This window comes from Halomonas sp. IOP_14 (genome assembly GCF_021021315.1).
GTDB lineage: Bacteria > Pseudomonadota > Gammaproteobacteria > Pseudomonadales > Halomonadaceae > Vreelandella > Vreelandella titanicae.
Genome location: NZ_JAINWD010000002.1, coordinates 107,393 through 129,803 on the forward strand (window position 1 = coordinate 107,393; position 22,411 = coordinate 129,803).

At 55.4% G+C, this 22,411-nt stretch carries 21 protein-coding genes; 15 read left to right on the top strand and 6 right to left on the bottom strand.

What is annotated here, in order from left to right; translation table 11 throughout:
- The first annotated feature begins 57 nt into the window (after positions 1-57).
- Genes K7H09_RS02105 through gabT form a run of 3 tightly spaced genes read left to right on the top strand, consistent with a single transcriptional unit; the run spans position 58 to position 4,253 of the window.
- Positions 58-1,473 (top strand): APC family permease, encoded by a 1,416-nt coding sequence (locus K7H09_RS02105; protein ID WP_041158713.1) that lies wholly within the window; start codon positions 58-60, stop codon positions 1,471-1,473.
- 45 nt (positions 1,474-1,518) lie between these two features.
- Complete coding sequence (locus K7H09_RS02110; protein WP_027957076.1) at positions 1,519-2,970, top strand: NAD-dependent succinate-semialdehyde dehydrogenase; 1,452 nt, start codon at positions 1,519-1,521, stop codon at positions 2,968-2,970.
- 11 nt (positions 2,971-2,981) lie between these two features.
- The gene (gene gabT, locus K7H09_RS02115) at positions 2,982-4,253 is read left to right on the top strand and encodes a 4-aminobutyrate--2-oxoglutarate transaminase (protein WP_039857345.1); all 1,272 of its coding nucleotides are present in this window, start codon (positions 2,982-2,984) and stop codon (positions 4,251-4,253) included.
- A gap of 105 nt (positions 4,254-4,358) precedes the next feature.
- Here the strand turns inward: gabT and K7H09_RS02120 are convergent, their stop codons facing one another.
- The 3 genes from K7H09_RS02120 to K7H09_RS02130 form a co-directional block, all read right to left on the bottom strand.
- A complete protein-coding gene (locus K7H09_RS02120; protein ID WP_009285928.1) occupies positions 4,359-5,156 on the bottom strand; it encodes a helix-turn-helix domain-containing protein in 798 nt (265 codons plus the stop codon).
- Between the two features lie 133 nt (positions 5,157-5,289).
- Positions 5,290-5,586 carry a hypothetical protein gene (locus tag K7H09_RS02125; protein ID WP_039857343.1) on the bottom strand — a complete coding sequence of 99 codons (297 nt, stop codon included), beginning with the start codon at positions 5,584-5,586 and terminating at the stop codon, positions 5,290-5,292.
- A gap of 9 nt (positions 5,587-5,595) precedes the next feature.
- Positions 5,596-6,318, bottom strand: a complete 723-nt coding sequence (locus K7H09_RS02130) for an AzlC family ABC transporter permease (protein ID WP_230803536.1) — start codon at positions 6,316-6,318, stop codon at positions 5,596-5,598.
- A 514-nt stretch (positions 6,319-6,832) separates the two neighbouring features.
- On the opposite strand from K7H09_RS02130, the gene K7H09_RS02135 reads away from it, so the two are divergent.
- Positions 6,833-7,135 (top strand): antibiotic biosynthesis monooxygenase family protein, encoded by a 303-nt coding sequence (locus K7H09_RS02135; RefSeq protein ID WP_022521683.1) that lies wholly within the window; start codon positions 6,833-6,835, stop codon positions 7,133-7,135.
- A gap of 59 nt (positions 7,136-7,194) precedes the next feature.
- Here the strand turns inward: K7H09_RS02135 and menA are convergent, their stop codons facing one another.
- The gene (gene menA / locus K7H09_RS02140) at positions 7,195-8,121 is read right to left on the bottom strand and encodes a 1,4-dihydroxy-2-naphthoate octaprenyltransferase (protein WP_230803373.1); all 927 of its coding nucleotides are present in this window, start codon (positions 8,119-8,121) and stop codon (positions 7,195-7,197) included.
- Positions 8,122-8,263: 142 nt separating this feature from the next.
- On the opposite strand from menA, the gene K7H09_RS02145 reads away from it, so the two are divergent.
- From K7H09_RS02145 to menH, 4 genes are read left to right on the top strand one after another with little or no spacing between them, the layout of a single operon-like run.
- Positions 8,264-8,755: a DoxX family protein gene (locus K7H09_RS02145; RefSeq protein ID WP_230803374.1), complete on the top strand. Its 492-nt coding sequence runs from the start codon at positions 8,264-8,266 to the stop codon at positions 8,753-8,755.
- A gap of 32 nt (positions 8,756-8,787) precedes the next feature.
- Positions 8,788-10,113: an isochorismate synthase gene (locus K7H09_RS02150; RefSeq protein WP_230803385.1), complete on the top strand. Its 1,326-nt coding sequence runs from the start codon at positions 8,788-8,790 to the stop codon at positions 10,111-10,113.
- Positions 10,114-10,118: 5 nt separating this feature from the next.
- A complete protein-coding gene (menD, locus tag K7H09_RS02155; RefSeq protein WP_230803387.1) occupies positions 10,119-11,882 on the top strand; it encodes a 2-succinyl-5-enolpyruvyl-6-hydroxy-3-cyclohexene-1-carboxylic-acid synthase in 1,764 nt (587 codons plus the stop codon).
- On the top strand, positions 11,872-12,624 hold the full coding sequence (gene menH / locus K7H09_RS02160; protein WP_230803388.1) for a 2-succinyl-6-hydroxy-2,4-cyclohexadiene-1-carboxylate synthase: 753 nt from the start codon (positions 11,872-11,874) through the stop codon (positions 12,622-12,624). Before menD ends, menH begins: the two co-directional genes overlap by 11 nt.
- A 6-nt stretch (positions 12,625-12,630) precedes the next feature.
- Here the strand turns inward: menH and K7H09_RS02165 are convergent, their stop codons facing one another.
- Positions 12,631-14,100 carry an anion permease gene (locus K7H09_RS02165; protein WP_230803389.1) on the bottom strand — a complete coding sequence of 490 codons (1,470 nt, stop codon included), beginning with the start codon at positions 14,098-14,100 and terminating at the stop codon, positions 12,631-12,633.
- A gap of 265 nt (positions 14,101-14,365) precedes the next feature.
- On the opposite strand from K7H09_RS02165, the gene frdA reads away from it, so the two are divergent.
- Genes frdA through menE form a run of 7 tightly spaced genes read left to right on the top strand, consistent with a single transcriptional unit; the run spans position 14,366 to position 20,969 of the window.
- A complete protein-coding gene (gene frdA, locus K7H09_RS02170) occupies positions 14,366-16,153 on the top strand; it encodes a fumarate reductase (quinol) flavoprotein subunit (RefSeq protein ID WP_022521692.1) in 1,788 nt (595 codons plus the stop codon).
- The gene (locus tag K7H09_RS02175; protein ID WP_009285922.1) at positions 16,150-16,902 is read left to right on the top strand and encodes a succinate dehydrogenase/fumarate reductase iron-sulfur subunit; all 753 of its coding nucleotides are present in this window, start codon (positions 16,150-16,152) and stop codon (positions 16,900-16,902) included. Before frdA ends, K7H09_RS02175 begins: the two co-directional genes overlap by 4 nt.
- A gap of 12 nt (positions 16,903-16,914) precedes the next feature.
- Entirely contained in the window at positions 16,915-17,310 is a 396-nt protein-coding gene (locus tag K7H09_RS02180) for a fumarate reductase (RefSeq protein ID WP_041158705.1), read from the top strand.
- Positions 17,311-17,327: 17 nt separating this feature from the next.
- Positions 17,328-17,708 (top strand): fumarate reductase subunit FrdD, encoded by a 381-nt coding sequence (gene frdD / locus K7H09_RS02185; RefSeq protein WP_230803390.1) that lies wholly within the window; start codon positions 17,328-17,330, stop codon positions 17,706-17,708.
- 47 nt (positions 17,709-17,755) lie between these two features.
- Positions 17,756-18,616 (top strand): 1,4-dihydroxy-2-naphthoyl-CoA synthase, encoded by an 861-nt coding sequence (gene menB / locus K7H09_RS02190; RefSeq protein WP_230803392.1) that lies wholly within the window; start codon positions 17,756-17,758, stop codon positions 18,614-18,616.
- Positions 18,616-19,560 (top strand): o-succinylbenzoate synthase, encoded by a 945-nt coding sequence (menC, locus tag K7H09_RS02195; protein ID WP_230803394.1) that lies wholly within the window; start codon positions 18,616-18,618, stop codon positions 19,558-19,560. Before menB ends, menC begins: the two co-directional genes overlap by 1 nt.
- The gene (gene menE, locus K7H09_RS02200) at positions 19,557-20,969 is read left to right on the top strand and encodes an o-succinylbenzoate--CoA ligase (protein ID WP_230803396.1); all 1,413 of its coding nucleotides are present in this window, start codon (positions 19,557-19,559) and stop codon (positions 20,967-20,969) included. Before menC ends, menE begins: the two co-directional genes overlap by 4 nt.
- A gap of 27 nt (positions 20,970-20,996) precedes the next feature.
- On the opposite strand, the gene K7H09_RS02205 is transcribed toward menE, so the two are convergent.
- The gene (locus K7H09_RS02205) at positions 20,997-22,265 is read right to left on the bottom strand and encodes a Zn-dependent hydrolase (protein ID WP_027957061.1); all 1,269 of its coding nucleotides are present in this window, start codon (positions 22,263-22,265) and stop codon (positions 20,997-20,999) included.
- Positions 22,266-22,411 lie beyond the last annotated feature (146 nt).

Consider the following 22,411-nt stretch of genomic DNA (forward strand, 5'->3'; position numbering starts at 1 on the left):
GATACTGCGCCCCTGAGCGCCTACGACAACATCCAATAACTCGCAGGACAATTTCAAATGACCACATCCTCATCAGAACAGGAAGGGCTCGTCCGGGTACTCGCCCGTGGCGATGTATTAGCGCTGGCCTTCGGTGCCATGATCGGTTGGGGCTGGATTGTACTCACCGGTACCGCCATTCAATCCGCTGGCAGCCTAGGCGCCATTATAGCGTTTATTATCGGCGGTTTAGCGATTGTCTTGGTTGGCCTTACCTATGCTGAACTTGCCGCTGCGATGCCCAAAGTCGGTGGCGAGCACGTCTACAGCTACCGCGCCTTGGGCCACTTACCTTCTTTCTTGTGCACCTGGGCGATTATTCTAGGCTACCTAAGCGTGGTGGCCTTTGAAGCGGTAGCACTTCCCACAGTGATTGAACATCTGGCGCCCAACTATGCCGTCGGTCATCTGTGGACGATTGCCGGGTGGGAAGTTAAAGCCACCTGGGTAGCGGTAGGTGTAGGTGGCTCGTTGGTCATGATGATCATCAATTACTTCGGTGTGACCACCGCTGCGCTGCTGCAAAAGGTAGTGACTGGGTTAATTCTGCTGGTGGGGGTCATGTTTGTCACCGGTTCGCTGTTTGAAGGTGAAACCATCAATATGATGCCGCTCTTCACCCAGGCCGACACCGGCGTGTTCGCAGGCATTGTAGCGGTGCTGGTCATGGTGCCGTTTCTGTTTGTGGGGTTTGACGTTATCCCCCAGGCCGCTGAAGAGATCAATCTGCCCTATAAGGCCATCGGCAAAGTGCTGATGATGTCGGTGATTCTGGCGGTGGTGTGGTATGCGCTGATTATTCTGGCGACCAGCCTGGCGCTCAACAGCACTGAACTGGCGGCCAGTTCACTGAGTGTGCCGGACGCCATGGGAAGCCTGTTTAACGCCGCGTGGGCCAGCAACTTAATGGTCATGGCGGGTATTGCGGGCATTATTACTAGTTGGAACGCCTTCTATATCGGCGGCTCTCGGGCAATCTATGCCCTCGCTAAAGCAGGCATGCTACCTGCGCCGTTTGCCAAGCTGCATCCTCGCTACAGAACCCCTACTAATGCCATCTTTATGATGGGCTTTCTCTCCTGTTTGGCGCCCTTCTTTGGCCGCCCAGCATTGGTGTGGATCGTTAATGCGGGTGGCTTGGGCATCGTATTGGCCTACCTGTTTGTGGCGATCTCCTTTGTGGTGCTACGGGTGCGCGAGCCGGATATGCCCCGCCCATTCAAGGTAAGTAACGGCAAGCTGTGCGGCACCCTCGCTATCATTCTTTCTTTCGGTATGGCGTGCCTCTACCTGCCCGGTAGCCCGGCGGCACTGAGCGTCGCGGAGTGGACTATCTTTGCTGGCTGGGCGGTGCTGGGCATCGTGCTTTACGTGCATGCGCTGCGCACCTACGGGCGTGACTACAGCGATCGCCATATGCAAGTGGATCTGTAAGCCGTCCTACGAGATTTCTGGACTTAAGATTTTTAGGAGCAACGTATGAGCTTTATCGAACAGTGGTTGCACGATGCGGTTCCAGCCCTGGTGGGTGGCGAGTGGCGTACAGGTCAACAAACCTTTGCGGTGGATAACCCCGCCACCGGTGAAACCATTGCCCGGGTGGCGGATATGGGCGCCGATGATACCCGTGACGCCGTGGCCGCCGCCTACAACGCTGGCGCTGCCTGGCGGGCCACACCGGTCAAGCAGCGCTCGGCACTGCTACGGCGCTGGTTTGAGCTTATTAACGAACACGCCGACGACCTGGCCCGTCTGATGACCCTGGAGCAGGGCAAGCCGCTGACGGAAGCCAAAGGCGAAGTCACCTACGGTGCGTCGTTTATCGAGTTCTTCGCCGAAGAAGCCAAGCGTATGGCAGGAGAAACCCTACCAAGTCATGGCGCGGACAAACGCTTATTGGTTCTGCGCGAGCCGGTAGGTGTGGTGGCGGCAATTACCCCATGGAACTTCCCGCTGGCGATGATTACCCGCAAGTGCGCCCCGGCCCTGGCGGCGGGCTGCACCGTGGTGATCAAGCCCGCCGAAGCCACGCCGCTCACCGCGCTTGCCGCCGCTTACCTGGCGCTGGAAGCGGGCCTGCCTGCAGGCACCATTAACGTGATTACTGCCTCAAAACCGGCAGCGGTGGGTGAGGTGCTCACCACGGATTCACGGGTGCGCAAAGTCTCGTTTACCGGCTCCACCCCGGTGGGTAAGCACTTGCTTGCCCAGTGCGCCAGTACAGTGAAGAAGGCCGCCATGGAGCTGGGGGGCAACGCGCCGTTTATCGTGTTTGACGACGCCGATGTAGATGCCGCTGTTGATGGCGCAATCGCCTCCAAATTCCGCAACGCTGGGCAAACCTGCGTATGCACCAATCGCTTCCTGGTGCAGGACGGCATTTACGATACGTTTGTCAGCAAGCTCACCGAGCGAGTGAACGCACTGAAGGTTGGCGATGGCCTGGCGGATGGCAGCATTATCGGCCCGCTGATTAACCAAGCAGCGGTAGATAAAGTGCAGCGCCATGTGGACGACGCAGTGAACCAGGGTGCTCGGCTGCTCTGCGGTGGTAAGCCTCACGCCGCAGGCGAGCGCTTCTTCACTCCCACGGTGCTGGCGGATGTGACCACCAAGATGGCCGTGGCCGACGAAGAGACCTTCGGCCCGGTCGCGCCGGTGTTTCGCTTCCAGCGCGATGAAGAAGCCATTGCCATGGCCAACGATACACCCTTTGGCCTGGCGGCTTACTTCTACGCTACGGATTACCGCCGCATCTGGCGCACCATGGAGCAGCTGGAGTACGGCATGGTCGGTGTGAATGAAGGGTTGATCTCCACCGAGTTGGCGCCGTTTGGCGGCGTTAAAGAGTCCGGGTTGGGTCGCGAAGGCTCCCACCACGGTCTTGATGAATTTACTGAACTTAAATATGTCTGTGTTGGCGGTTTATAAGGAAAGCTATGATGACTAACCAAGAATTGAACGACCTGAAAAACCGCTACGTGGCTAACGGTGCTGCCACGCCGACAACCCAGTTTGCCGAGCGCGCTGAAAATGCTGAGCTGTGGGATGCCGACGGCAACCGCTGGATCGACTTCGCGGGCGGTATTGGTGTGCTGAACTTGGGCCACCGCCACCCGAAAATCGTCGCCGCCGTTGAAGCGCAGCTCAAGAAAGTTATGCACACCAGCGCCGCGGTCATTTCCTACGCGCCCTATGTGCAGCTGTGCCAAAAGCTCTGCGAACTAAGCCCGGTGCGCGGCCCTGAGCGCAAAGCGATGCTGGTCAACACCGGTGCCGAAGCGCTGGAAAACGCCGTGAAGATTGCCCGCGCTGCCACTGGCCGCACCGGCATTATTACCTTCGACGGCGCTTTCCACGGACGCACCATGATGACCCTGGCCATGACCGGCAAGGTGCTACCGTACAAGAACGACTTCGGCCCGATGCCGGGCGACGTGTTCCGCGCCCCATTCCCGAATCCGCTGCACGGCATCAGCGAAGAAGCGTCTTTGGATGCCATTCGCACGCTGTTCAAAACCGATATCGCCCCGCACCGTACAGCGGCCATCGTGATTGAGCCGGTTCAAGGTGAAGGCGGCTTCTATATTGCGTCACCGGATTACCTTAAAGCGCTGCGCGCGCTGTGCGACGAGCACGGCATTCTACTGATCGCCGATGAAGTGCAGTCCGGCTTCGCCCGCACCGGCAAGCTATTTGCCCTCGAACATAGCGACATCGAAGCGGATATTCTCACCACCGCCAAAAGCCTCGCTAACGGCATGCCGCTGTCGGCTGTTGTGGGTACCGCCAAGGTAATGGACGCCTCCGGCCCCAACTCGCTAGGCGGCACCTACAGCGGCAATCCGCTCTCCTGCGCGGCAGCGCTGGCGGTGATCGAGGTGATCGAAGAGGAAAATATTCTTGAGCGCAGCGAGCAGATGGGCAAGATGCTCGCGGAGCGTTTTGCTGTTTGGGAAGAGCGATTCCCCGCCGTTGCCCACGGCCGCCAGCTAGGCGCCATGGCAGCGTTCGAATTGCTCGATAGCGAAGGAAAACCCGATACAGCGCTAACCGGTGCGCTCTGTGCCAAAGCCCGCGAGAAAGGCCTGATCCTTCTCTCCTGCGGCTTCTACGGCAACAGCATCCGCATTCTGGTGCCGCTAACCGTCTCTTCCGCGGTGTTGGAAGAAGGGCTCAGCATTATCGAGCAGTCCCTGGAAGCGCTTAGCTAATACTCTTCTAAGCATCACAAAGCCCGCCCTCGTCAAACAGTGAAAGCTGTTGGCGAGAGCGGGTTTTTATTTCATGGTGGGGAAAGTTTTGGGGTTGCAGTGTGATTATGAGCCACTACCCCTACAGTTTTGTTTAAACCTAGATAACCACTGAGTGGGAGTAAGACCGAAGGCTTTCTTGAAGTGATTTGTCATATGGCTCTGGTCATTGAAACCAGCTGAAACTGAGGCGTACGACAACGAATAACCATGGGTCAAATAGCGTTTTACGAACGCAAGACGCCGCATGGTCAAGTAACGGTATGGGCTTGTTCCATATAATGCCCTGAAATCTCTTGATAAACTCCACTTTTCACGGCCGCTCACCAACGCTAAATCATCAAGTGTGATATGAGAATCCAATGAATCGTGGATATATTCTCTAGCCTTTTCTGCAGCGTTATAGTCGTATGCCACCCTACCTCTTTTGTGACCGGCAACAGCAGAGAGAACATTGGCTAGTTCGAAGACGATATCTTCCCCTTCAAGCTGCTCATGAGCAGTTTGGAGGTCATTCATAAGAAATTCTGTGGCGGCATAAAGCCGAGGGTCTGTGCTAACGCCACCCTTTATGTAGGGTAAGGTGCGGCCACCAAGCACCGCTTGAAGAGCAAAGGGTTCAATATACATGATGCGGTAGTGGAAGCCGTCATTCGTTCCAGCCTCACCGTCGTGGAGTTCATCAGGATGAATCACAATGGTATTGCCAGGTAAGCTAGTTCTTTTTTCACCTCGGTAATTGAAGCAATGAACCCCTGCAAGGGTTCTACCTACAGCATACGTATCGTGCCGATGGGGCTCGAAAGCAACGCCAGAAAAAAAGGCTTCAAATCTTTCTATCTGTGTATTAAAAGAATTTAGCATAGGCGGTAAGTTATCGGCTTCTGTCTGACTGCAGGGTTATCATGCAACGGAATATATGAATAAGTAAAGCTAGTGAGCCAATTTTGACAGTTTATATAGCCTGTCCTTGAAGCGCTCTCGTATTGCGGGCTATTCAGCTCAATACGTAATATAGAGTGGTGGCGACGACTGTTGTTAGGAATAGTCCACTTTTTAATATAACTGCCAATATGCCTACTGCAATAAAAGAAAAAATAGATAGGTTAAGCCCGTTAGCCATCTCTGGTATCACGATGTAAGTGATGAAACAAATAAAAATAGAAGTAGGCAATATTTCCTCAATTAGATACTGGGCTTTTGCGCCGAAGTTAATCGTGAACAAAGAGGGCAGAACTCTTACCATGACACTTGTAAGTAGAAGAGCCAAAATCACCAAAAAATTATCTGCCATATTTGTTCCTCAATATTTTCTATTCAGTAGATAGGAGATAGTGGATAATAGAATGATGGAGGGGATCCAAAAGTAGATGCCACCAAGGGTGTAATAGAAAAGCCCGCTTATTAAAAAGCCTAACGTTGCCTTTGGAACAGTTATCAAACCACTTTTATAAGGTCGGTTTTGAAGATACGAGATGGCAAGAAAAAGAAGCACCAAGCTCGCAGGAATACTGGCATTGATGTCGTCAGGTAAAAGGTTGGGAAACAGCCCAGCTATAATGCCGCCTGCTACCCCAAAGAGTATCCAGGACAAGAAAATGGTGAAGCGAATTATCAGCATGGCTCTTTGGTTATGTCCCTGCTCAATAGCGTACGCTTCGTCGCCGAGTGCATGGGACGCAAAAACCTTAAGCAGCTTGTTTTTTGGTAATTTTTTTGAGCATGAAAGCGAAATTGCAAAATATCGGCTATTGATCATAGTGGTAACGAAAGCAATAGTTAAAAAACTGGCCCCAGACTCAGAGAGAGGTAGAGCGGCAAACTGCCCGCTCCCAGAAAAGCCTAGTAGGCTTACGAGAAAAATTTCGACAATGCTCCAGTCTGCTTTGTAAGTAGTAAAGCCGAATAGCATGCTAACAGGTGCTATTGCAAAGATGGCCGTCAATAGCAGCGGAAGCAGAACCCGATACTCTGCTGTATTTGAAGCAGAGAGCACTTTTTTGGTGTTTAAATATTTATTCATCATTGCCAATCACTTTTTCCCAAGATGTAAATTTTTTAGTTATGGCTAATGGGCTTACAGCAGAACATTGAAGCTAGCTGCTATGCTGGAAGCGTATGGGAAAAGTTGATAAGCGTATTGTAAGATCGTGCAGGTTTGTTGAGAGCGGAGTGAGTCTAGCCGTTATGGTTTTTCAATATTTTGTTTTCGTGCGTTGGCTTGGGCATCGCTGGCTGGCGAGTTTATCCACAATCACTTGGCTGGCTTCTTTGGTCGGGTTCAATGGCGAATACGGGCAACGTGGGGCCCGCCGCGGCTGCGTTAGCAAACGGCGCGTGATCATGAATGCGTACTCGCGTTTGAACCAAACGACCTGGATAGGTGCCTTAGCCATTAATAATACTGATACCTGACGGTTGAGAGCTATTCGCCGCTAAGTCTATTCGCCACTATGCCATGACGTTACCATCAAGGTAGCGTTTGCGTAATCAATCCAGCAGGATCAACTCTGCAGGAACAAACCAGTAGGAGAGTAACGATGTATATCGCGATGAACCGTTTTCGGATTGCCCCAGGCCGCGAAGAGGATTTTTTAGAGGTGTGGCGTAACCGCGACTCTCACTTGGATGAAGTGCCGGGCTTTAAACAGTTCAAGATGCTGCAGGGTGAAAGCCAGGAAGATCACACCGTGTTTATCTCCCACAGCGTGTGGGAGTCGGAAGAAGCCTTCCGCGCCTGGACTAAGTCAGATGCGTTCCGGAAGGCCCATGCCAATGCCAAGTCACCCGAAGGTATTTATCTTGGCCCACCAAAGTTTGAAGGTTATGAGGTGGTGCTGTAAGGCGTGTACGGCTAAACGAAGCAGGTTATCAGCGGGGTGGTTGCCCCGCTTTGAGGGCTTTAAAACAATGCCAAGCCAATAGAGAGCAGTACGCTATAAAGCAGCGTTGAAATGGCCGTTTTCTTCAGCATATTGGTCAAAATCTCGCCATTACGGGTATGGCTCAAAGTTCTGGCCGCGTCAGTTAGAGGTTTGGCCACCAGCAGGCAGCTCCATCCCTCCCACGGTACCGGCAGTACAACTAAATAGATCAAGGTGAGTAGCAGCGCGATGCCCAGCAGCGCCCAGTGGTAGCTAATCGCCTTAGTGCGGCCTAACCGCACCGCCAGGGTGATTTTGCCATTGCGTGCATCGCTCTCTATATCGCGCACGTTATTCACATTGAGCACGGCGGTGGCCAGCAGGCCGCAGGCGGCGGCAGGTAGAAATGGTAGCCAGCTTAACTGCTGTACATGCAGATAGTAGGTGCCCAAGACGCCAAGCAGACCAAAAAACATAAAGACCGCAATGTCCCCAAACCCTCGGTAGCCATAAGGGGTGCCACCTAGACCAACGGTATAGGTCACTGCTGCCAACAGGGCCGCAGCCCCTAAGAGAATGAAGATGAGGATTTGCCCCCACTGATTTCCAAACGCGGCGACTAGCAGTAACAGCCCCAGTAACGCGGCAAACGTTGCCACAATGATCATTCCCGTGCGCATTTTTTCCGCGCTAAGCAAGCCAGAAGAGACCGCTCTTGCAGGCCCTATACGCTGTTCGTCATCAGCACCCGATGCAGCATCACCGTAATCGTTGGCTAAATTAGACAGCACTTGAAGCGCAATGGCGGTCAGTAGGGCAAGCACAAGCACTGCCATATTAAGAGCATCCACACTCGCGGCTAGCCCAGTACCTAGCAGAATGGAAGCACACGCTAGCGGTAGCGTTCGGGGGCGAGCGGCTAACACCCAGGCTTGGTAGTGGCGGCGCTTACTATTTTGATCCATTCCGTTGATATTCCTGTTGACCGTTTTCATTTAATAAACATTCGGCAATGTATGATTAAGTGCGGAAAAGTAGATCTAAGTCAAAATATGCCGCGTCATCTTGTCCCACACTGCAAGCACCCCTTGAGTAGGAGTTTACGCGATGATTGGCGACTTATTTAGACATAACAAATATATGGCGGTAGTTTGGTTACTGCTACGGCTCTATTTAGGCATCACCTGGCTAACCTTAGGCATCGGTAAAATGACCGGAGGCTTTAACGCCGAGGGCTTCTTAAGCAATGCTGTCGCCAACCCTGTGATGCGCGAGGGAAGCGCGGTTTACCCTAATTATGTCGCCTTTCTAGAGAATTTTGCGTTGCCCAATGCGGATGTCATTAATTTCATTATACCGCTGGGAGAAGTGTTAGTTGGCCTGGGTTTGATCGTTGGTGTGCTGACCTCGTTTGCTGCATTTTTCGCCATCGTGATGAACATGTCGTTTTTGATGGCAGGCACGGTGTCCACTAATCCATGGATGATTGCGCTGACTTTCTTGTTGCTGGTGGCGGGTGCCAATGCGGGGCGGTTGGGTGGCGATCGGTGGGTGCTGCCCTATATGAAAAAAAAAGCTAGGCTTGAAGTACGCTGGTAGTTAATTGAAAACGCGGGTCTAACAGGCGAATTATGCACGTTACACACCCTATTGAAGCACTCAAACATCAGCTTGATGCGCTTCGTCATACGGATAAAAAAGGGTTTATGCGCCTAAATACGCCCTGTCAGGTCGGTAACCTGATGGGGTGGTTAAACGTGCAAAGCGTTTATCCCCGTCTCTATTGGCAATCCCGTGATGCTGGCGCCGTTGAGTATGCTGCGCTAGGGGTTGTTAGGGCGTTTGATTCGCTAGCCGCGCTGCAGGCCGACCTTGCCACACTGGCCGATAGTGGTGGCGAGCAGCCGGACTACTTCGGGGGCATGGCCTTCGACCCCGGTACGCCAGGGTGGGAGCACTTTCCGGGCTGCCACTTTTTGCTGCCGCGTATAGAGCTTAGGCGCCAGCAAGCGGGGGTGATGTTATCACTCAATCTGCGCTTTGATGATTGCTGCCCAGAGGCCGAGATAGCCCAGGCTCGTGCCTGTTTGGCTGCGCTGGAAGAGGAGCAACGGCTGCCTTGTTGGCTGCCTCATGTTTATCAGCGTGAAGACCATCCTGCGCAGAAAGAGTGGGCGGCGTCGGTAGAGCAGGTCACCCATCCTGATCACCTGAGTCACACACCCAAGGTGGTGCTCTCACGGGAGACGTGCCTAACCACACCTGAAACGCCCAGCCCTTGGGCGCTGCTAGCACGCTGGCAGGCCGGTGCCGCCGACTGTTTTCACTTTGGCGTCCAATTTACTCCCCATGAAGCCTTTATCGGCTGCCCGCCGGAACGGCTCTACAAGCGTAAAGGTAGGCATTTAATGACCGAGGCGCTGGCGGGTACCACTCGCCGTGGGCGGGATGCCCAGCAAGATCAAGCGCTTGCCGATGAACTGCTTGCCGATAAGAAAAACAGTCTGGAAAACCAGTGTGTCTATCAGCAGCTTTTGACCCAGCTTGAGTCGCTCTCTTCTCAAGTGGACATGGGCGAGGCGCATATTGTTAAGCTGCGCTCGGTGCAGCATATCCGTCGTCTGATTCACGCCGAGTTGCACCGAGACGTCACCGACCAGCAGTTGCTAGCAGTGCTGCCGCCTACCCCGGCGGTAGGCGGCGTTCCCCGCGAGTCGGCGCTGGCATTTATTCGCCAACATGAGCGCCATCGACGCGGTTGGTATGCGGGCGTTTTCGGGCGAATTAGTCACACCAGCAGCGATCTGTCGGTGGCCATTCGCTGCGCCCATATCGGCCCAGAAGCGATTCGTCTTTATGCCGGTGCAGGCATTGTGGCAGGCTCCCAGCCAGACGAGGAGTGGCACGAACTGGATACGAAAATTGCTGACATTATGTCGCTGCTTGGGATGGGATAACGTAGATGACAGCACTGACATCGGACGGTTTTGTGAAGAGTGGTTTTATGGAAGAGTACGCCACCTTTAATCATATATGGGCGGCACTAATACTGGAGGAACTCTACCGCTTAGGCGTGCGCGATGTAGTCCTGGCGCCAGGCTCCCGTTCATCGCCTTTGACTATGTCCGCCAGCGAGCATGCCGGGCTGCGCTGCCACTGCCATTTTGACGAGCGTGGACTGGGGTTTATGGCGCTGGGCATTGCCCGGGGCAGTCAGCGCCCGGTCGTTATTATCACTACCTCAGGCACTGCCGTGGCCAACCTTTACCCGACGGTGGTGGAAGCAAATTTACTCGGCGTCCCGCTTATTGTGCTCTCTGCCGACCGCCCTATTGAACTGCTGGATAACGGCAGCAATCAGGCGATTGATCAGCGGGATATATTCTCCCGCCATACCATTGTTCACCACGACCTGCCGCCGCCGGATGCTGAGATAAAAGCAGCGTTTCTACTCAGTACTGTTGATCAAGCCGTTGATCAGCAACGCCGTACCTCTGGGCCGATTCACATTAATTGCCGTTATCGCGAACCGCTTTACCCCGGCAACTGCCTGGTGGATGCCAGTGACTATCTCGCCCCGCTAAGGGACTGGCTGACGACTTCAAAACCGTGGAGTGATTGGTCATCCAGCACTGCGGTTCCAGCGCTCAACAACGAGTGGGAAACGTTTGCCCAACAGCGTGGCCTGATTGTTGTTGGCAGGGTTGAAGATAGTGTTGATGACTCCCAGCAGGGGCAGCAGATTGTTGAGCTATCCAAGCAGTTGGGTTGGCCGCTACTGGCCGACATACAGAGCCAAATTCATTTTGACCCTCACAATCTGATTCACTTTGATCTGGCGCTGCATGATGAGCGTTTCAGCGCTGAGCTCGCCAAAGCCGAGGTGCTGCTGCAGTTTGGTGGGCGATTAATCTCCAAGCGGCTAACGCAATTTATTGCTCAGCAGCCGTGGCAGGATGCCTGGTTGGTTGATCCACTGCCCCAGCGGCTGGATCCCGACTACTGCGTTAAGCGCCGTTTGATATGCTCGCCCGCCGACTTTATAGCCGCTTTGCCAACGATACCTGAACAACTCTGCTGGCATCAGCTGGCCAGCCTCCAACGACGCACTAGTCAGCTTGTGGAAGAGCGCTGTACAGCATTCTCAGAGTTGGGTGTTTGTCACCTTTTAGCGCAGTTGGCTGAAGGGCAGTTGTTTATAGGCAATAGCCTGCCCGCGCGGCTAATGAATATGCTGGGTACGCATCGCCAAACGCCGGTACGGGTATTTGCCAATCGCGGGTCTTCCGGTATTGATGGTCTTATTGCCACGGCTTACGGCCTCAGTTGCACATGCTCAGAGCCGACTACTATTGTGCTGGGGGATACCAGCGCACTGCATGATCTCAACAGCTTGGCGCTGTTAAAGCAGGCCACGCAGCCTCTGGTGGTGGTTATCCTCAATAACGATGGTGGCAGTATTTTCCATATGCTGCCGGTGCCTAAAGAAGACGATCTGCTGGAGCGCTATTATCGCCAGCCCCACGGCTTGCACTTCGAGCATGCGGCGAAGATGTTTGGGCTTGGCTACTTCGCGCCAGAGTCACTGGATGCCTTTATGGCGGCCTACACTCAGGCTTTGCAGGCGGGCGTTACGTTGATTGAGATTAACGTGCCCCATCAGCAGGTGGCCAATGATCTCAAGCATCTTGGCGCAGCGATTCGAGGGGAGCCGCGTGAGCAGTAAACCTCAGGCGCCGACTCTGGTAATGCTCCACGGTCTGTTGGGCGATGCTCAGGACTGGGGTGAGGTCATCGCTGACTTGGAAGGCATCAACTCCCTCGCGCTGGATTTACCCGGCCACGGCCAGAATCACCACGTGCAGGTAGGCTCTTTTGAGGCCTTTCACCACTGGCTTGGCGATACACTGATAACTCACGGTGTTCGCCATTACTGCCTACTGGGTTACTCCCTGGGCGGGCGCTTGGCGCTGTACCATGCCAGCCGTCAGCCACCGGGGCTGGAAGCACTCTGGCTGGAGAGTGCCCACCCAGGGCTGCCCGCCAGTGAGCGCTCTGCCCGAATTGCGCACGATGAGCACTGGGCAACACGCTTCGAGCAGGAACCATTGGAAAACGTACTTGCCGACTGGTACCAGCAGCCGGTGTTCGCCGACTTAACCGAGGTTCAGCGCGGTCGGCAGATTCAACGTCGGCTAGCGAATCATGGGTCAGCTATTGCCAGCATGCTGCAATCAACTTCCTTGGGTCAACAGCCTACGCTTTGGCAGTGGCTGGAAAGCACCTCGCTACCGGTGGGGTACTTTTCGGGGCAGCGGGACATCAAGTTCCACACTCTGGCGTCTCATCTGGCAACAATGGCCCCGCGCCTGCGCCATATTACGCTGGAAGGGGGCCACAATCTTCATGCTGAGCAACCTGAGATGATTGCTCAGCAGCTCAATGCCTGGTATCGCACGCTAGGCTAATGTTTATCAGCTGATCACCATTAACCAGGGCAGGCCGACCACCAGCCAAATTACCAGAAATAGCAGCCCGAAGATCGCCCCTAGGCGCCAAAAGAGCGCGCTGGGCAGGTAGCCGCTGCCGTAGTAAACCGGGCTTGGCCCTGTGCCGTAGGGGGTCAGAATGCCCATAAAGCCAAGTGTGGGTAGCAGTAGCAGAACAAACATCTGCATATCCAGACCGGCAATGCCTGATGCCGCTGCCAGAATCACCGGTAGCAAGGCGGTAACGTGGGCAGTAACACTGGCAAAGAAGTAGTGCAGTAGATAGAAAATGACCACCAGCGCCACCATGGCCATTAGAGGGTTGAAGTGGCTTATTTGCCCGCCAACCACATTGCCAAACCAGTTAACGAACCCTACTTGGCTGAGCCCGCCCGCTAGTGCCACCAGAGTGGCAAACCATACAAAGGTATTCCAGGCTGCTCGGTTATCGAGAATATCGCTCCAGGTCACAATGCCGGTTAACAGCATGCCGCAGATCACCACCAAGCCTACCAGCGACCCAGAGATAATATCGCCCGCAAAAATCCATAGCAGCAGGGCGGTGACCACCATAATGACCAGCATTATTTCATGGCGGGTCAGTGCTCCCAGCTTGGTTAACTCCTGCCCCGCCCAGTCGGAGATTTCATTCCCCGCTTTCACTTCGGGCGCGCATAGCCAGTAGCTCAGCAGCGGCACCAGCAGGAGCAGCAGAATGCCGACAGGTGCTACTGCCATAAACCACTGCCCCCAGTTGATATGAATACCTGTCGCGCTCTCGGTTAGCGCGATCGCCAATAGATTGGGCGCCAGAGCGGTCAAAAATAGCGAACTGGTCACACAGGTGGAAGCCAGCGCGGTCCACATCAAAAAGCTGCCCATGCGCTTCATGCTGGGGTCATTGGGGTGCGAATCGTAAAGCGGCGGCAGGTTGCGAATCACGGGGTAGATCGTGCCTGCGCTACGTGCGGTGTTCGAGGGCGTAAACGGCGCCAGAATGCCATCGGCAATCATCACCGCGTAGCCAAGAGTCAACGTACGTTTTCCCATTGCCTTGACCAGCCAAAGCGATATTCGCCTGCCGAGTCCGGTTTTTTCATACCCCAAGGCAAACATAAATGCGCCGAAAATCAGCCATACGGTGGAATTGGTAAAGCCCGACACCGCCCATGAGAATGCCTGGTTAGCAGCACTGAATCCGTCAGTCGCCAGTTGCTCCGGAGAGAACAGCACCCACCGGGAAAGTAGTGCCACCAGGGTAACGCCGACCAGGCCCACCACTGCGCCCGGCAATGGTTCAAGAATAAGGCCAACCACACAGCCGAGGAAAATGGCGAAAAAGTACCACGCATGAGGCGCAAGCCCCAGGGGAGTGGGTATCAGCGCGACGATGATAGCAACTGCTAGCGGCGCTAACAGTTTCCATCGCGGCGAGGGTTGAGCATCGGTCGTCATGCGGCACCTCTCTTCAGTGTTGGTAGTGTGCTCTTTTTGCTTGGTGGGCAGTGGTCTGCCCGGCAGTGAGTGATTTGAAGAGTAGGCGGTGCAGCACTAGGGTAAAAGTGATGCTAGCTCGATTCCTCCCTTTCTTGATGTACATCAATAGTCCTTTGGACTAATGAACAGGGCCTTCCCCTTGTATGGTAAGTTCGAATAGACAAGACGGCAGCGCAGATTGCCGCCAGTACCACCTTTGACTTGGCTAATGAAGGGGCTTTTCATGCAACAGCGAGATTTTGATATCGTCATTGTTGGTGGGGGTGGTGCAGGCTTACGCGCTGCTATCGGGGCTGCCGAGCAGGCCAAAGAGCAGGGCACTCCCCAGCGCATAGCGCTGCTGTCCAAGGTTTACCCCATGCGTTCCCATACCGTGGCGGCTGAAGGTGGCGCTGCCGCCGTCACCAGTGCCGAAGATTCCCACCAAGCGCATTTCGACGACACGGTGTCAGGCGGTGACTGGCTGGTTGAGCAGGGCGTCGTCGACTACTTTGTTCATCACGCTTATCAAGAATTGGTGCAGATGGAGCGCTGGGGCTGCCCCTGGAGCCGTAAAGGCGATGGCCAAGTGCAGGTGCGCCGCTTCGGGGGCATGAAAACCGCACGCACCTGGTTTGCGGCCGACAAAACCGGCTTTCATATGCTCCACACCCTGTTTCAGACCTCGCTGAAGTACCCAGAGATTGAGCGTTTTGATGAGTTCTTTGTGCTCGATCTGGCGGTACACGAAGGTGCGGTTATTGGCGTTATAGCCCTGCAGATCGCTACCGGTGAACTGACCCTGCTGCGCGCTAAAGCGGTGATTCTCGCTACCGGCGGCGCAGGGCGCTTGTTCCGCTTCAATACCAACGCGGGAATTGTCACCGGCGACGGCATGGCGATGGCCTATCGTCACGGTGTGGCGTTGCGGGATATGGAGTTTGTCCAGTACCACCCCACCGGCCTGCCCGGTTCTGGCATTTTGATTACCGAAGCGTGCCGGGGCGAAGGCGGCATTCTGCTCAATAAAGAGGGCTACCGCTATCTGCAGGATTACGGCCTGGGCCCAGAAACTCCGCTTGGCAAGCCGGAAAACAAATATATGGAACTGGGGCCACGGGACAAACTCTCCCAGGCCTTCTGGCAAGAGCAGCAGGCGGGCCGCACCGGCAAGTTTGGCGACAGCGATGTGGTCTATCTCGACCTGCGCCACTTGGGTGAAAAGTACATTCTGGAGCGCCTACCGTTTATCTGTGAACTGGCTAAATCCTATATCAATGTTGATCCGGTGAAAGACCCCATTCCCATTCGCCCGGCGGTTCACTACACCATGGGTGGGATTGAGACCGACCCTCAGTGCGAAACCTCCATTGCCGGGCTTTACGCCGCCGGGGAGTGTGCTTCAGTTGGTTTGCACGGTGCCAACCGCCTGGGCTCCAACTCGCTGACCGAGCTGCTGGTATTTGGCCGCTTAGCCGGTGAACAAGCGAGCCAGCGAGCGGCCAAAACCGAGTGGGCTGATGAGCGCTTGCTGGAAGCCCAGGGCGATCGCCAACAAGCCAAGCTGTTGCGGCTCTGTGACGGAACCGAGGGGGCAGAGAATTGGGTAGCACTCAAGCACGCCATGGTGCAAGCCATGGAGAGTGGCTGCGGTATTTACCGCACTGAAGAGGGCATGCGCCATTCGCTGGATACCATGCGTCAGCTACGTGAGCGCTTTAATAAGGTTCGCGTTAATGATACCAGCAAGATATTCAATACCGAGCTACTGGAATGTCTTGAACTGGAGTGTGGCCTGGATATTGCCGAAGCCTCTTGCTTAGGGGCGCTTGAGCGTCGTGAATCCCGTGGTGCCCATCAGCGCCTGGATGAAGGTATGCAGAAACGCGACGACGTTAACTACCTCAAGCACAGCCAAGTGTTTTATCAAGGCGATGCCCATGCCGAGCTACACTGGCAGGATGTCGATGTGCGGTTTTCCGCCCCGGCGGAGCGGGCTTATGGCGATGCGGGCAAGGGGGGCAAGGCATGAACACCCAGCAGATCAGCACCAAACAAATCAGCGTTAAACGCTATTTGCCAGACAGTTCGGCTGAGTCCTACTGGCAGCAGTACGAACTGCCGGTGGACGACAGCACCTCTTTGCTGGATGCCCTCAACCACATTAAAGAACAGCTCGATAGCACGCTGAGCTACCGCTGGTCGTGCCGGATGGCGATTTGCGGCTCCTGCGGGGTCATGGTGAATGGCATTCCCAAGCTCGGCTGCAAAACCTTCCTGCGCGATTATGAAGGCGAGATCCGCATCGAGCCGCTATCCCACTTCCCGGTGCAGCGGGATTTGGTGGTGGATATGGAGATATTCCTTGAGCACCTGGCCGCGGTTAAGCCCTACCTGATTGATGACAACCCGGTAAAACCGTATGACCCCCAGGCGCCGGAAACCTATCAGCAGTCCCCTGAGCAGCTCGCCCGCTATAAGCAGTTCGCTAACTGCATTAATTGTGGCCTCTGCTACTCGGCCTGCCCGCAGTTTGGCTTGAATCCTGAGTTCCTTGGCCCGGCGGCGCTAACGCTGGCCCACCGCTACAATCTGGATAGCCGCGACCACGGCAAGAAGCAGCGCATGGCCGAACTTAACCGCCACGAAGGCGTTTGGAGCTGCACCTTTGTGGGCTTCTGCTCCAAGGTATGCCCCAAACACGTTGACCCCGCCGCTGCGGTCAATCAGGGCAAGGTCGAAGCGGCCAAACACACACTCATTGCGCTGTTTAAAGGGTAGGGGAGGAACGTCATGGATAAATCATCATCGCAACGCCTGCCGCCACTGAAACGCAACTGGTGGCTGAAACACCGCTTTTTTAAACTCTACATGCTGCGCGAAGCCACTGTGCTGCCGCTGGTGTTTTTCACGCTCTGCTTACTCGCCGGTATGGTTGCTCTTCTTCAAGGGGCAGAAAGCTGGCAGGGGTGGATCGCCTTTATGGGCTCCCCCATCGTATTAGTGCTGAATCTTCTAGCGCTGGCCGCCAGCCTGTTTCACGCCGCCACCTTCTTTGTGCTGTTCCCACGGGTAATGCCGCTGCGTATCGCCGGGCATAGCTTGCCTGATCAGGCCATTGTTGCTGGTCAGTGGGCAGGGGTAGTGGCGGTCGCACTGCTGTTTATCTGGCTATTCGGGAGGGCGTAATTATGGAAAAACTAGCCATGAATAAACACAACACTCAGCATAAACAAGCCTTTGATGAGCCGCTCTGGTGGGGGCTGTTTAGCGCGGGTGGCGTCTGTTTTGCCGTCTTTCTACCTGCTGTGATTCTCTTTATCGCCGTTCTACTGCCCCTTGGCCTGCTGCCTGCCGAGGCGCTGAGCTATGAGCGGGCATCGGCACTGCTGTTCAGCGTACCGGGCTTTCTGTTTGTGGGGGCGGTAGTTTGCTTGCCGCTTTTTCATGCCGCCCACCGCCTACGCCATGGGATGTTTGATATCAGCGTGGGCAATGACATACTCAATAAAAAGCTAATGTACGGTGGTGCTGCGCTGTTAAGCATTGTGGCGCTGGGTCTAGTCGTCACAGGCATGCTGGGTTAAACGGCTCGCTGTAAGCATTTCGCCCTAACAGATAAGAAGAGACAGGCATGATCAAAGGACTCACTGAAACGGAACTCTATGCGCCGGTAGAGTGGCAGGATCGCTCCGATGGCTATCAGGATATTTTGTACCACACCACTGCCGATGGCATTGCGCGAATCACTATCAACCGGCCCGAGGTGCGCAACGCCTTTCGCCCGCTGACGGTTAGTGAAATGGCCCAAGCGCTGAATCGCGCCCGCCACGACAGCTCTATAGGCGCCATTCTGCTCACTGGCTCAGGCGACAAAGCGTTCTGTTCCGGCGGTGACCAGCGCATTCGCGGTGACTATGGCGGCTACCAGGATGAAGAGGGCACCCACCACCTCAACGTACTCGATTTCCAACGCGATATTCGTACCTGCCCTAAACCGGTAGTGGCGATGGTGGCGGGCTACGCCATTGGCGGCGGCCATGTGCTGCATCTAATGTGCGATCTGACCATTGCCGCCGACAACGCGATTTTTGGCCAAACGGGCCCCAAAGTAGGCTCTTTTGATGGCGGCTACGGCGCCTCGTATATGGCGCGCATTGTGGGCCAGAAAAAGGCCCGGGAGATCTGGTTTCTGTGCCGTCAATATAGCGCCGCCCAAGCGCTGGAAATGGGGCTGGTCAATCACGTGGTGCCGCTGGAGAGGCTTGAAAAAGAGAGCGTGCGCTGGTGCCGGGAAATGCTACAGCACAGCCCCATGGCGCTGCGCTGCCTAAAAGCTGCGCTCAATGCTGACTGCGACGGCCAGGCCGGGCTGCAGGAGCTGGCGGGCAATGCCACCATGCTCTACTACATGACCGAAGAGGGACAGGAGGGTCGTAACGCCTTTAATGAAAAGCGCCGCCCAGATTTCTCCCGCTACCCGCGTAACCCTTAATGCAGCTGGCGCTCTACCGCTACTCCCTCCCGTTCCGTCAGCCGCTAATGTTTAAAAGAGAGCGGTTGGCGAACAGAGAAGGGCTGTTAGTTTCCATTAACGGACAGTGGGGTGAGATTGCCCCGCTACCTGGCTTCTCAACGGAAACCCTGGCGGAAGCTGAAGCTGAAAGTTTGGCCTGTTTGGCTGCTTTGAGCCGAGGCGAAATAGTCTCCCCAATGCTGCCATCGGTGCAGTTTGGGCTCGACTGCGCCCAACGCTCTTGGCCGCTCAATCTTCCTGCGCCTTTACCACCCTATCTGCTGCTCCAGGGAGCGCCTGCCGCGCTGATCCAGTCTCTTTCAACCGCCGATTGGCAAGCCTCGCCACCGTCTCGGCTCAAGCTGAAAGTGGCACGCTATGCTATGGAAGAGGAATTGGCGCTGATCGAACAGCTTGCTGCCCGGCTACCCACCACCAAGCTGATGTTGGATGCCAACGGCGGCTGGACGCGGGAAGAAGCCCAGCGCTTCTGTGAGCACCTCCCCCTTAAACAGATCGACTACCTGGAAGAGCCCTGCGCGGCCTTTGCTGACACCATCGCCGTCGCAGAAGCCACCGGGGTAGCCATTGCCCTGGATGAAACTCTATCCCGCAGGGACGCTTGGAACTATCACCCGCAGCTTAAAGCACTGGTAATCAAACCCACGCTAATCGGCTCGCTACGCGACTGCGAAGCACTCGTTCAACGGGCACGGACGGGTAATCTTCGCGTGGTGGTCTCCTCCAGCTTTGAATCCGATCTAGGTCTTGGGTTGCTTGCTCGGTTGGCCAGCGAGTGGGCGCCCAATGAGCCGCCGGGGCTGGATACCGGCCATTGGCTTACCGAGCGTTTGATCACTACCACGGGCGAAGTGATGACAGAAAACGTGCACTGTCTCTCTAAAATGGAAAATTCAGCATGACAGACACCTGCCCCATTCACTACTGGGCTAAAGAGACCCCCGAGCATATTGCGGTAGAGGCTGGCTCCGTGTGTCTTAGCTACCGAACGCTTAATCGCCGGGTGGCGTCTTTAACGCAGCAACTGAAGCGCGCAGGTTTTGTGCCCGGTGATCGCTTAGTGGTGCCCGCCAAAGGCTCGCTTAAATCCTTGCTGCTGGCGTGGGCCTGTCTGCGGGTTGGGGTTGTTTTCTGCCCGTTTAACCCAGCATTCCCTGTTACCCAGCAGCTCAATTTAGCTGAGCGCTTGCAGGCTGGCCGCGTCTGCCAAACGGAAAGTGACAATGATTACTCTTCACAGCTAACCTCTTCACCGCTAACGCCGATCACCCTGGATTTCCTGGCGGAAGCTGGCTCAGGTGAGTCGCCAGCGCTCGATGGCAGCCAGCTGTGTAACACCATTTTCACCTCTGGTTCCAGCGGTACGCCCAAGGCGGTGCTACATCGTGTGGCCAATCATTTAGCCTCCGCCCGCGGTTCGGCGTCGCTGATTCCCGTTGATCAGAACAGCGGTTGGCTACTGTCGCTGCCGCTGTTTCATATCGGCGGCTATGCGATCCCGTTTCGCGTCTTTCTCGCCGGTGGGCGGGTGATCCTCGACGATGCTCCCGATACGCTGGCGGAGCGCCTTGAGCAGCAGGCGATTAGCCATCTTTCCCTGGTGCCTACCCAGCTTTGGCGGCTGCTGAAAGCGGGCTTTACGCCCCAGCGCACCCAACTACGTGAGCTGTTACTAGGCGGTGCGGCGATTCCAGCACCGCTGGTGGCGAAGATGACATCACTGGGGCTGACGCCGAAGGTTAGCTATGGGCTGTCCGAGATGGCCAGCCAGGTATGCACTGGCATACCCACCGCTCCGGGCGTCGTCGGTAAGCCGCTGCCAGGTCGTGAGGTCAGAATAGTCGAGGGTGAGATACAGGTACGCGGCGAGACTCTGTTCTGCGGCTATTTGAATAACGGCAAAATGAATCCAGGTCTCAATAACGAAGGCTGGTTTGCTACCCGTGACAAAGGACACTTCACTTCGGAAGGCGCGTTGGTGGTGGAAGGGCGGCTCGATAACGGTTTTATCTCCGGCGGTGAGAATATTCAGCCAGAAGCTATTGAGCAGCGCTTGGTTGATCACCCTGGCGTTGCCCAGGCGTTGGTTGTAGCAGTGCCCCACCCCGAGTGGGGCGAGCGCCCGGTGGCGTTTATCGATTGGCACGGTGAGGCCGTCCAAGAGCAGGCGCTAAACACCTGGGTGCGTGAGGCACTGCCCGGCTTTATGGTGCCCGACGCCTGGCTAGCCTGGCCGCCAGGAGTGGGCTTTAAACCCTCCCGCACGCGGTTTGCTGAGCTGGCGCGGGCACGCGTGAATTTTACCGTTTAGCGGCGCAACCCATTGGTGACTTAATACCTATTCCGCTAGGCCAGCAGCGTCCAGCATGGCGTGGAGCAGAACGTTACAGCCTGCATGAATGTGTTCCGGCGTGGCGCTTTCGATCTCGTTGTGGCTAATGCCGTCCTTGCAGGGAATAAAGATCATTGCCGCGGGGGCTACGCGGCCCACAAACATTGCATCGTGGCCCGCGCCGCTGATGATATCCATGTGTGATAGGCCGAGCTTCTTCGCTCCTTCACGCACCGCATCAACACATTCTTTGTTGAAGTGTTCCGGGGCAAAATCCGCTGTGGGCGTTAATTCATATGCCAGCCCGTGGCGTTGGCAAATGTCTTCCACGGCGGCGGCCACCGCCTTGCCCATTGCGATAAGGGCTTCAGGCTCCCAGTGGCGCATATCCAGAGTCATTTTAACCTGGCCGGGAATCACGTTACGTGAACCGGGGTGCAGCGTCATACAGCCCACTGTGCCACGGCCGTGGGGCTGATGTTCAAAGGCGATACGGTTGAGCGCTTGGGTGACTTCGGCTGCGCCCATCATGGCATCCCGACGTAGGTTCATCGGTGTAGGGCCTGCGTGGGCTTCAAGTCCAGTCAGCGTTAAGTCGAACCACTTCTGCCCAAGTCCGCCGATAACCACACCAATAGTGGTGTCGGTATCTTCCAAAATCGGGCCCTGCTCAATGTGTGGTTCAAAGTAAGCTTTGATCTCATCTGGCGAGACGCTGTCGCTGCCACGGTAGTGAATGGCGTCCAGGGCATCGCTTACCGTGACGCCATCGGCGTCGGTGCGCGCCATCATGGCATCAAATTCCAGCTCGCCGGTAAATACGCCGGAACCCATCATGCAGGGCGGAAAACGGCAGCCCTCTTCGTTAGTCCAGGCTACGACTTCGATTGGGGATTGCGTGGTGATGTTGTGCTGGTTAAGGGTGCGGATCACTTCCAGGCCAGAGAGCACGCCGAAGCAACCGTCGTACTTGCCACCGGTAGGCTGACTATCAAGATGGCTACCGGCCATAACGGTTTTGGCGGTTGGATCGCTGCCTTCCCTACGGGCAAAGATATTGCCGATATTATCAATGCGAATAGTGCAGCCCTCGGCACGGCACCACTGGATAAATAGGTCACGTCCCTGGCGTTCTAAATCGGTAAGCGCCTGGCGATTAACGCCGCCCTTAGGGGTGGCGCCTAGTTTGGCCATCTCCATTAGTGCTTCCCAGAGGCGGTCACTGTCAGTGCGCAAATCAGCTGTAGCGATTTTCGGTTCAGCAAACGAGTTCATATGACTTCCTTTTATTGAGCACGGAGGAAGCTGGCGACTCCCCGATTATTGTTTGGCTCATTGCTAGAGTAGAGATAAAAAAGCCGACGTTACGTATAGATTCTCTAACGTGAACAAAAGAAAAGCATAATTTTATAAACGTGTTT

Bases quoted from the DNA above. Each gene is read 5' to 3' on its own strand.
- menA (WP_230803373.1), bottom strand. From the start codon at position 8,121: ATGGATCAAAATAGTAAGCGCCGCCACTACCAAGCCTGGGTGTTAGCC.
- K7H09_RS02135 (WP_022521683.1), top strand. From the start codon at position 6,833: ATGTATATCGCGATGAACCGTTTTCGGATTGCCCCAGGCCGCGAAGAG.
- K7H09_RS02180 (WP_041158705.1), top strand. From the start codon at position 16,915: ATGGATAAATCATCATCGCAACGCCTGCCGCCACTGAAACGCAACTGG.
- K7H09_RS02165 (WP_230803389.1), bottom strand. From the start codon at position 14,100: ATGACGACCGATGCTCAACCCTCGCCGCGATGGAAACTGTTAGCGCCG.
- menB (WP_230803392.1), top strand. From the start codon at position 17,756: ATGATCAAAGGACTCACTGAAACGGAACTCTATGCGCCGGTAGAGTGG.
- K7H09_RS02205 (WP_027957061.1), bottom strand. From the start codon at position 22,265: ATGAACTCGTTTGCTGAACCGAAAATCGCTACAGCTGATTTGCGCACT.
- K7H09_RS02145 (WP_230803374.1), top strand. From the start codon at position 8,264: ATGATTGGCGACTTATTTAGACATAACAAATATATGGCGGTAGTTTGG.
- frdD (WP_230803390.1), top strand. From the start codon at position 17,328: ATGAATAAACACAACACTCAGCATAAACAAGCCTTTGATGAGCCGCTC.
- gabT (WP_039857345.1), top strand. From the start codon at position 2,982: ATGACTAACCAAGAATTGAACGACCTGAAAAACCGCTACGTGGCTAAC.
- K7H09_RS02175 (WP_009285922.1), top strand. From the start codon at position 16,150: ATGAACACCCAGCAGATCAGCACCAAACAAATCAGCGTTAAACGCTAT.
- K7H09_RS02130 (WP_230803536.1), bottom strand. From the start codon at position 6,318: ATGATGAATAAATATTTAAACACCAAAAAAGTGCTCTCTGCTTCAAAT.
- menE (WP_230803396.1), top strand. From the start codon at position 19,557: ATGACAGACACCTGCCCCATTCACTACTGGGCTAAAGAGACCCCCGAG.
- K7H09_RS02125 (WP_039857343.1), bottom strand. From the start codon at position 5,586: ATGGCAGATAATTTTTTGGTGATTTTGGCTCTTCTACTTACAAGTGTC.
- K7H09_RS02105 (WP_041158713.1), top strand. From the start codon at position 58: ATGACCACATCCTCATCAGAACAGGAAGGGCTCGTCCGGGTACTCGCC.
- menD (WP_230803387.1), top strand. From the start codon at position 10,119: ATGACAGCACTGACATCGGACGGTTTTGTGAAGAGTGGTTTTATGGAA.
- K7H09_RS02120 (WP_009285928.1), bottom strand. From the start codon at position 5,156: ATGCTAAATTCTTTTAATACACAGATAGAAAGATTTGAAGCCTTTTTT.
- frdA (WP_022521692.1), top strand. From the start codon at position 14,366: ATGCAACAGCGAGATTTTGATATCGTCATTGTTGGTGGGGGTGGTGCA.
- K7H09_RS02110 (WP_027957076.1), top strand. From the start codon at position 1,519: ATGAGCTTTATCGAACAGTGGTTGCACGATGCGGTTCCAGCCCTGGTG.
- K7H09_RS02150 (WP_230803385.1), top strand. From the start codon at position 8,788: ATGCACGTTACACACCCTATTGAAGCACTCAAACATCAGCTTGATGCG.
- menC (WP_230803394.1), top strand. From the start codon at position 18,616: ATGCAGCTGGCGCTCTACCGCTACTCCCTCCCGTTCCGTCAGCCGCTA.